Source organism: Amycolatopsis oliviviridis (assembly GCF_014654365.1).
Classification (GTDB): Bacteria; Actinomycetota; Actinomycetes; order Mycobacteriales; family Pseudonocardiaceae; genus Amycolatopsis; species Amycolatopsis oliviviridis.
Window position 1 is genome coordinate 290,640 of record NZ_BNAY01000007.1, and the last position, 9,113, is coordinate 299,752.

General features: G+C 66.6%; 7 protein-coding genes. 1 reads left to right on the forward strand and 6 read right to left on the reverse strand.

The window, feature by feature from the left end:
* Positions 1–46 precede the first annotated feature (46 nt).
* A complete protein-coding gene (locus tag IE302_RS29295; protein ID WP_191257653.1) occupies positions 47–1,249 on the reverse strand; it encodes a glycoside hydrolase family 64 protein in 1,203 nt (400 codons plus the stop codon).
* Positions 1,250–1,599: 350 nt separating this feature from the next.
* On the opposite strand from IE302_RS29295, the gene IE302_RS29300 reads away from it, so the two are divergent.
* The gene (locus tag IE302_RS29300; RefSeq protein WP_229908018.1) at positions 1,600–2,538 is read left to right on the forward strand and encodes an ABC transporter substrate-binding protein; all 939 of its coding nucleotides are present in this window, start codon (positions 1,600–1,602) and stop codon (positions 2,536–2,538) included.
* Positions 2,539–2,561: 23 nt separating this feature from the next.
* Here IE302_RS29300 and IE302_RS29305 read toward each other — a convergent pair whose 3' ends face one another.
* The 5 genes from IE302_RS29305 to IE302_RS29325 form a co-directional block, all read right to left on the reverse strand.
* Positions 2,562–3,944: an aldehyde dehydrogenase family protein gene (locus IE302_RS29305; protein ID WP_191257655.1), complete on the reverse strand. Its 1,383-nt coding sequence runs from the start codon at positions 3,942–3,944 to the stop codon at positions 2,562–2,564.
* The gene (locus IE302_RS29310) at positions 3,944–5,041 is read right to left on the reverse strand and encodes a phenylacetate--CoA ligase family protein (protein ID WP_191257656.1); all 1,098 of its coding nucleotides are present in this window, start codon (positions 5,039–5,041) and stop codon (positions 3,944–3,946) included. Before IE302_RS29310 ends, IE302_RS29305 begins: the two co-directional genes overlap by 1 nt.
* Before the next feature lie 26 nt (positions 5,042–5,067).
* Complete coding sequence (locus tag IE302_RS29315) at positions 5,068–6,267, reverse strand: pyridoxal phosphate-dependent aminotransferase (protein ID WP_191257657.1); 1,200 nt, start codon at positions 6,265–6,267, stop codon at positions 5,068–5,070.
* Positions 6,268–6,506: 239 nt separating this feature from the next.
* Positions 6,507–7,796, reverse strand: a complete 1,290-nt coding sequence (locus IE302_RS29320) for a nucleotide disphospho-sugar-binding domain-containing protein (protein WP_191257658.1) — start codon at positions 7,794–7,796, stop codon at positions 6,507–6,509.
* 98 nt (positions 7,797–7,894) lie between these two features.
* Positions 7,895–9,103, reverse strand: a complete 1,209-nt coding sequence (locus IE302_RS29325) for an FAD-dependent monooxygenase (protein ID WP_191257800.1) — start codon at positions 9,101–9,103, stop codon at positions 7,895–7,897.
* Positions 9,104–9,113 lie beyond the last annotated feature (10 nt).

Here is a 9,113-nt window from a genome sequence, read left to right on the forward strand (position 1 = left end):
AGTCCCGACGGCTCCCAAGCCCCCACAGTCCGTGAGTGAACCGTGATCAGAAGGCGGTCAAGGTGATCCGGGCACTGCGCGGGTTGCCATCGTGGACGAGTGACTCGAAGTGCCCGACGTCGTCGAAGGCGAAGCCATAGGCCTTGCCGTCGACCATCTGGTCGTGCACGGCCTTCGAGTAGTGGTCGGTCACTCGCTGCTGGTAGAACCGGCGGCCGTCGTAGGTCGGCTGAGTGTGCAGGTATCCCAGCGTCGACCGGTGCAGCGCCGCGCACAGCGTCCGGGCGATCGGCCCGACGACCTGGTCGTTCGGTGCTCCCAGTCGCCCGTCGCAGTTGAAGACGTCGCGTGTGGACGGTTTACCGAACGACGCCACCGTCTTGCCCGAGGCGTCGGTGAAGCGAAGGACGCCGTCACCACCGGTGCGTCCGGTGAACTTCTTGCCGGGATCGGCCTCGAACGGGACCACGGTCAGCGGACGCGACTTGTAGGTGTTCCACGCGTTCGTGAGGTAGCCATCGAGGTAGTTCGGCTTGAGCAGCCCGGTCTCGAGACCCTTGCCAGGAGCCAGCACGCGCAGCTTGGTGCCGTCACGGCGTTTCTGGACGAGCTTCGAGAAGCCCGGCTGCTTCTGCAAGGCGTTGAAGATGTTCTCGCGGCCGTTCGGCTTGAGGCGACCGGCCTCCTTGTTCTCGCCGGCGCCGTTGGTCAGCCCGACGGTGTGCGGGACGCTGAACATGTCGACCTGCGAGCTGTTGATGAACAGTCCCGCGTTGTCGTAGGTGAACTCGCTCCAGTCGAACAGGATGTCGCGGTTCGGGTCGCTCCCGGCCCACGGCGCCGGCTGCACCAGGCCGCCCGGAGCGAGGGAGAACTTCAGCTTCTGGCCGAACGACAGGTAGACGCGGCCCGAGAGCATCTTCGGGATCTTCACCGTGGTCGAGCTCCCGTTGCCGGGCCCTTTGATCGCGACGTCCGGCGCCAGGCCGGGCGGGTTGGCCCCGGGCGGCCACGCGCTGAAGACACCGCTGGAGTTGACGTATCCCAGCTTTCCGGTGTTCAGATCGGTGCCGAGGACGTAGAGGTACAACGCGTCGGAACGGTGTGAAGTGTTGCTGATGGTCAGCGGCAGCAGGTTCGGTCCCGCGGCGGTCGCGCTCGACGCGGAAACCGCGACGACGCCGGTGGCCAGCGACAGAACGGCCGTCACCGCGGTCAGAACGCGCCGGATCTTCTGGCGGATGTGCAAGCTTTCTCCTCGATCGATCCCGCCGTGGTGCTCGCGATGGTGCGCGGCGGGTGCGTGCGAATGACACTGGAGATCTCGCCCCGCCTCGACACTGTGGCGGAGGGATGGCAGCGGAAGCTACGGAACGCTTGACCCGTTTGTCCAACTACGTCGTCCGTCACCCGGCAAGTGGGGAATTCCGGTGCGACTTTGTGCCTGAAGGTCACTGGTTTCGGATCAGGCCGGTCGGTCGTGCGTACGGTCCGGTTGATCTGTGGTCCAAGAGAGGAGCTGAGTTGTCTCTACACGCCGCTAGTGGTGCCAGGGCGCGTGGCGGGACACGAGCACTCAGAATCACGCTGTGCGCGCTCTTGCTGACGACGCTCGGGGGCTGTGGTCTTCTCGGTGCCACCGAAGCGTCTTCCTTCTCGGACGGCACTCTGGAGAAGCCGCGGATCAAGGTGGCCTTGTTGCCGGCCTCCGATCTCGTGCCGCTGCGCCTGGCGCAGGAGACCGGTCTCTTCCGCGCCGAGGGGCTCGAAGTCGAGGCGGTCGAGGCCGCCAGCGGGCAGGCATCGATGACCCAGATGATCGGTGGAGACGTCGACATCGCCTTCTCCTCGTACATGCCGTTCTTCATCGCCCAGAGCAAACACGTCGCGGACATCCGCGTGGTCGCCGACAGTTCCTCGGCCAGCCCGAAGAGCAACGCCGTGGTGACCGTGCCGGCTTCTCCGGTCAAGACGATCCAGGACCTCGCCGGGAAGCGGATCGCGATCACCGACATGAACACCGCGTCGCATCTGCTCACCATGTCGGTGATGGCGGATCACGGAGTGGACACCAGTGGCGTCCAGTGGGTGACGCTTCCCTTCCCGAACATCGCCAAAGCGCTCGCCAACGGCCAGGTCGACGCCGCGTTCCTGACCGAACCGTTCCTGACCCAGGCCGCCCTGGTCGCGGGCGCGGTCCCGGTCGTCGACATTTCGACAGGTGCCACTCAGGACTTCCCGCTGACCGGCTTCGCCGCCCTCGGCAGGTTCGTCACCGAGAACCCGAAGACACTGGCGGCTTTCCAGCGCGCACTGAGCAAGGCCGTGCGCGACTCGGCCGACCGGTCCAAAGTGGAACCATTACTGGTACGGCACGCCAAGATCGACCCGGAGACCGCAGCGCTCACGAACCTGCCGACCTATGGCGCCAGGGTGGACGCCCGGCGGCTGCAGCGTGTGCCGGATCTACTGCTGCGGACGGGCGTCCTGAAGACCGCACTCGAAGCGGGACCGATGCTGGCACCTCAGGCCGGCTGAGCGGTTCTTCGGGCGAGGTTCTGCTACTGGCGGCGCGCGACGGTTTTCGAGCTCATGAGGAACTCGCTGAGGAAACCGTCGTGGGGAAGACCTGGGCGGAACCAGTCGGTCCGCCAGCCTCCGATGTGGACGTTCCCGATCGCCGGGTTCTCGACGAGCGCGTCGATCAGGTCCTCCCGTTCGGTCAGCGCGGTCACGACCAGAGAGCCGTGCAGCGAGGCGAGTCCGCCGGAAGGATCCCAAGGAGCGAACCACGCACACGGGAAGGGCATTTCGATCCCGGTCTGCCGCGATCCCGGCCCGGCGACGACGTGCAGCGCCGGGCGCAGGACAGCGCCGCCGTCTTCCAGCGGCGTGGCCGCCCCTTCGAAACCGGGGACCGCGCTCGCGCCCTTGGCCTTGGTTCTGAGGTAGGCCTCAAGGCGGCGAGCACCTTCCTCGGTGGCGACGGGCAAGGAAGCCTCTTCGTGTTCCGGCGGCAGAGCACGCAGAACGCCGAGTCGCTCGGCGACAGCCTCCGCGAGTTCGGTGGGCCGCCGCTCGGCATAGACGGCCGTGGTGTTGCGACAGGTCAGTCCGGCGTCGTCTGCGATCGAAGCGACGATCGCGTCGAGGTGGTCCTCCCACTGCACGTCGTCGGTGATGACGATCTTGGCCCGGCCCGGACCCTGCACGAGGACCTTCGGATTTGCCGCGTACTTCCGCGTGACCTCGTCGCCGCCGTACACGAGCGCGAAGTCGGCGAGGTCGATCAGGCGGTCCACTTGGGAATGCTCGGTGGGCAGGAGGACCAGCTGATCTCGCCCGATTCCGGCTTCGTGCAACGCGGCGACCAGACGATGAGGTGTGAACGGTTCCTGAGTGGATGGCCGCAGGACGACGCGGTACCCGACGGCGAGCGCCTCCAGCCAGAGACCGTGCACCGCCGGATGATTACCGGCCGCGATGACCGCCAACACGTCTCCCCGGCGGCCCCAGACCGCCCGGCCGTGGCCGATGCCGGGGTCGCGCCAGTCACAGGCAGCGCTTCCCGGCCGTCCCGCCAACGAAGACGTCTCGATGGTGGCGAGGACACGGGTGAGCGCCTGGGCGGCATCCGTCACGACCCGCAGCGGAATCCCGGAACCCCGGCTCACCAGGTTCCGGTAGCCGACGGGGTCAAGGCCGTTGACGACTCCTTCGGAGAAGATCGCCGCCGCTCGTTTGATCGCGGCCAGCCGCTCGGCGGCGGGCATGCCGTCGGCGGTGCGTACGGCCGCCACGGTCCGGCTCACATAGCCTGACGGCACCACGCTGAGTTCCGCGATCGGCCGCCCGGTCACGTCGTTCAACACGAGCGGCCGCAAGGTCCGGTAGGGCCCGGACACCCCGATCGCCGACAGGGAAAAGAGGTCGGCTGTGGTCATCAGTACACACCCTCGATGACGTCCTCGTCGTCGAAGGAGTCCAGCGGCTCGACATCGGCCACCGAATCGCCGACCTGGCCAGGCGGGGCCTCGATCCGCAGCGCGGTGTCCCGTTCCAGATTGTTCGGGAGGAACATCGCCTTGCCGACGTGATTCACCAGCACCTGCCCTCGCTCGCCGTACGCCACCTTCTCTCCGGTTCGCGGGTCCAGCACGGAGAACGTCAGGTGGTGGGTACCGCTGTCGAACACACAGGGGTCGGTGGCGCGCAGGCCGGGCCGTTCCTTGGCCGAGCCCAGGAACGTGGTGCTGCCGTACGAACCGACGATGACCTTGCCCGGGAACAACTCGGTCCGGTGGAAATGACGGTTCTCGGCGTTCATGTGCGTGCCGCCCCACAGGATGGTGGAGACCTTGGCTCTGATCAGTTCGACCAGTGCGGGGCGGCCGGCGATCCGGTCGAGCATCGGCGGTGACGCCAGCAACGTCCGGATGTCCTGGGTTTCCAGGACGTGGGCCGCCTGGTCGACCAGGTGGTCGGCGTAGGCGGCTGCGCCGGCCACATCCCCGGCGGCGATCAGCTTCTTCACCCAGCGCGGGTCCATGTCGATGGAGAACTTGTGCCCGCCCATCTCGGCGGCTTCACGCTCGGTGAGACCGCCGATCATGTGCGGGCCAGTGGGCAGCAGGGCCAGCCAGTTCCCGCCGGGGACGACCCCGTGCCGCAGGAAGGCGGTCTTGCCGATCGCCACTTCCCGATCGAGCCAATCACGGGTGAAGATGATGCGTTTGGCCGCGCCGGTCGTCCCTCCGCTTTCGTAGACACCCGCGATGTCCGGATCCGGGCCGTATCCGCGCGGGATGAGATCCTCGATCGGAACGGACCGCAGGTCACCGGAAAAGTCGGGAAACAGGCGCAGATCCTCGAACGACTTCACGTCGGCGAGCGGATCGAAGTCCAGTAGCTGAGCCCTCTCGAACCAGAACCGCGAAGCCGTCTCCGGGCTGAAATGCCACTGCATGGCGGCCCGGATGAACTCGTCCGGGGCCGGCACGGAGTCCAGCGGGTAGTTCAGAATCTCGGCAGCGTCGATCACGAAGACCGTCCTCTCCAAGGGCAGGGTCAGCCGACGAGTTCTTCCACCGCACGGCGGATCCGGTGCAGGCCCTCTTCCAGTTGCTCGTCGGGAAGCGCGTAGGTGATGCGCACGTGTCCTTCACCGCGGTCACCGAAGGCCGTGCCGGCCACCACGGCCACCGAATGGCGATCCATCAGATGGTCGGTGAACTCCTGCGCGGTGAGCCCGGTGCCACGGATGTCGGGGAAGACGTAGAACGAGCCGTCGGGTACGGGGCAGTTGATCGCCGGCAGGGCGTTCAGTGCGGCGACGACCTTGTCGCGTTTGGCCCGCAGTTCGGCCAGGATCCCCGCACGGTGATCCTGCGGACCGGTGAGCGCCGCGTGTGCGGCCAGTTGCACGAACGCGGGAACGTTGGTGACCGAGTTCTGCTGGAAGACGTCGAGTGCGGTGATCAGCCGCTCGTCGGCGACGCACCAGCCGATCCGGAATCCGGTCATGATGTAGGTCTTGCTGAAGGTGTCGATCACGATCGACTCGTTGGCCATCCCGTCCACCGCGGCGATCGTCTGGTGCGAGGCGGGCCCGTAGACCATGTGACTGAAGATCTCGTCCGAGATCACCTTGATGTCGTTCTCCAAGCAGAGGTCCGCGAGCTTGTCCAGGCCCTCGACCACCATGCCGTTGGGCCGTTGTGGACTGTTGATGATGAGCAGCTTCGTTCGGTCGTTGACGATCTCCCGCAGCCCGTCGAGGTCGAACTGGAAACCCGGTTCGATGAGCGGCGCGTGGCGGACCCGGCCGCCGGCGTAGGTGATCCAGAACTCGTCCGGCGGGTAGCCGGGATTCGGGAAGATCACTTCGTCGTCGCGGCCGACCAGGCTCAGCAGACTCTGGGTGAGCGCGTGTTTGGCGCCCATGGTGACCAGGACCTCGGATCGTTTCGTGGGACGTCCGCGCCGGGTCATCTCCTCGGCGATCGCGTCCCGTAACTCAGGCAGGCCCGGCCCCGGCACGTACCGGACATGGCCATCGTGCAGTGCCTTCTCGCAAGCCTCGAGGATGTGCGGCGCCGGGTTGAACTCGTCACCCTGGAAGTCGCCCTTCTCCAGGTGGATGATCTTCTGCCCCGTGTCGCGCTCCAACTGTTCGGCCCGCCGCATCGAAGCCCACTGCTTCGGCAGCACGAAATGGGAGGTACGGCTCGACAGCGCGGGGAAGGAATCGCGGATCGACAACGACATCGCTCGGTCACTCCACTCTTGAATAGGTGAAAAGCGAATCGGCGATGCCGGACCGTGTCGAAAGGAGCCCGTTCTGCCGAGTCATCTGCTGGGAAATTACTACCAAGCGTCCCGGTCGGTCACAATGTCGTGATGTCTAGTCAGTGCTTTCGGCAAAGCTATCTGCCCTTTCGGCCCACCTGGCTCTTTGAGGCTGCTACCAGCGACAACGGTGCTGAAAGCGGTCTGTGTTGTCGCGTCTAGTGCAAGCTTCGCTCGATCGAGAGGACAACGCTTCCCAGCGTGTCGTATGCGGCGTATTCGGCCTTCAGGCGGAGGGCGTTGTCTCGGAAATATCGGTCGCCGAGCACTTTTTTCACGGCTTTTTCCAGTGTCGACGAAGTAGGCGTGCCGGTGTGCAGATTGATTCCTGCGCCTGCCCAGTCGACCCGGGCCGCCACGTCGGGTTTGTCTTCCGTTTCCCCGCCCAATACGAGCGGGACGCCGTGCGCGAGCGCGGCGTGCACGCCACCGAGGCCGCCATTGCTCACCATGACGTCGGCGTGGGGAAGCACCGCGTGATAGGGCAGATACGGCGCCACCCGAGCGTTGCGAGGCACGACGAGGGAGCCGGGGACCGGTCTGCCGCCCAACGTCGCCACGACCAGGGCATCGGAGTCCGCGAGCGCTTCCAGGGTGGGTGAGACGAGTTCGCCGAAATCGCTGTTGTTGACGGTGCCCTGCGTCACGAACACCACCCGGCTTGCCTGTTCGACGTCGCCCCACCAGTCAGGAGGGGTGAAGGCCCGATCGGCGACCGGCGGGCGCCCGGCGAAGGAGATGTGTGCCGGCAGCCCGCGCCGCGGGTATTCGAGACCGGGTACACCCAGCAGAAGTGTGGTGTCGGCCAGGAGCGAGTGGGCGTCCCAGTAATAGGGCGCTTTCTTTTTCGCGCCGGTCACGGCCAGACAAGTCTCCAGGTGCCGTTGCACAGGAGCGAACCGGCGCTGGACCTCGCTGTTGAGCTCGTGGTTGCGCGCTCTCCCGGCGACGGAGTCGTCGGGAGGCAGTGTGACGGTGTAGGGGGCGGTGTCGTCACCGCTCAAGGTCAGCACCGAGACGCCGAGGCAGACCACCCCGGCGGGTCGCAGCCCCTCGGCGCCCAGCAGGACCGGCCAGAGGCCGTGGAAGAACCCTTCGTGCAGGACGACGGTTTCGGCGGGGTCCCCCTCGGCTAGGACCTCCTGCATCGCGGTGTGCTGCTGTGGGATCGGCGGGATCCACAGGTAGCGCGCTCCGCGATCACGCCGGTGAAGACTCGGATCGGGGTCGGTGAACTCGGGAAAGGTCTCCGGTATCCGGGTCCCGTCGAAGTCCGCGGTTCCTTTGAGCGGACGGAATCGGGCGCCGGTCGCTTCGACCTGACCGCGCAGGGCGGATCCGGTCAGGAACGTGAGGTCGTAACCCCGTTCGACCAGTCCCCGGCTGATCGGCAGGAGTGGAAGCAGATGTCCCAGCAGGGGGATCGAAGCCATGATCAGTCTCGTCACGTCCCTGACGATGACGCCCTGCCACAAGGGATCCCTACCTGACGAGTCTTCCGGACATCAGGTCTGCACTGTTCTCCCTGGCAACAGTGCAGAAGCCTTCATCGCGTCACCGCCGTGCCTTCGGTTTTCGTCGCGGCACCGACGATGTCGGCGTTCTTGTATTTCGCGATCTCGTCGAGCCGCACCAGCCGCGCGGCGAGCCGCCTGCCGAGGCGGTAGCGGCGCAACCAGGGCAGAGCCCGGCGGAACATCAACTGCATCCGGTTGTCCACCACGAAAATCCGGCGATCGGCGGACGCGCCGTCGAGGTAGTGCTCGACGTAGGGCCGCAAAGCCTGCTCCCACGCGGAAAGCGCGGCTCCGACGTCGTCAGGATGCCGTTCGAGCATCGTGCCGAGCAGTTCGGCCCCGGTGAGGCCGGTCGAGACACCCATCCCGGCGTAAAGGGTGACACACCAGGCGGCGTCTCCGACGAGGACCACCCGTCCTCGGTGCCAGGTGTCCATCCTGACCTGCTCGGCCGAGTCGAACAGCAACTCGTCGGTGGTTTCCAGCCCGTCGAGGACGTCGCCGAGCGTGGTGCCCAACGGGCGGTTCGCGAACACCGAGCGAAGCCGTTCGACGGGAGACTCGCGGAATTCCGCGGCGACGTCCTCCGTGCGATAGGTCAGCAGGATCGTCGGGTCGTGGTCGCGGTAGGCGAAGACCCACATCGACCGGTCCGGTTCCAGCAGCGTCACCGCCTGTCCGGGCCGGAGTCCGGCTGGGGTGCCGCGGAACTGGTAGGCGGCGATCATGTATCCGAGGTGACGCAGGTACTGCCCGGACGGGCCGAAGGCCAGTCGCCGGACCGTCGAGTGCAGGCCGTCCGCCCCCACCACAAGTTCGAACCGTTCGGTGGTCGACGTTCCCGCCCCGGTGTCCAGCAGGGTGACGTCGACCCCGTCTGTGTCCTGCTCGATCAGGGTGGGCACCACGGAGAAGCGGAGCTCGACGTCGTCCGGCAAGATCGAGAACGCGGCGTCCTCGATGTCTCCCCGAAGCATCGTCCACGGCTTGCCTGGCAGTTCGGAGAACGACATGCCAGGCCGTCCGGTGCCGTCGCGCTCGATGTCGAGCTTCGGGACGGTGGTGCTCCTGTCGTGCACGGCGTCGAGCAGGCCCAGACGTGCCGCAGCCGCCTTGCCCGCTCCGAAGAGGACGATGAAGTACCCACCGGTGCGGCGCGCCGGCGCACGTTCGACGAGCACCGGACGCCAGCCCGCCCGGCGCAGTCGGGTCGCCGTGGCGAGTCCGCTCACACCCATCCCGACCACA

What these genes read in the sequence shown, in the direction of transcription:
- IE302_RS29305 (WP_191257655.1), bottom strand. Translation starts at nt 3,944, where the DNA reads ATGACCACAGCCGACCTCTTTTCCCTGTCGGCGATCGGGGTGTCCGGG.
- IE302_RS29315 (WP_191257657.1), bottom strand. Translation starts at nt 6,267, where the DNA reads ATGTCGTTGTCGATCCGCGATTCCTTCCCCGCGCTGTCGAGCCGTACC.
- IE302_RS29325 (WP_191257800.1), bottom strand. Translation starts at nt 9,103, where the DNA reads ATGGGTGTGAGCGGACTCGCCACGGCGACCCGACTGCGCCGGGCGGGC.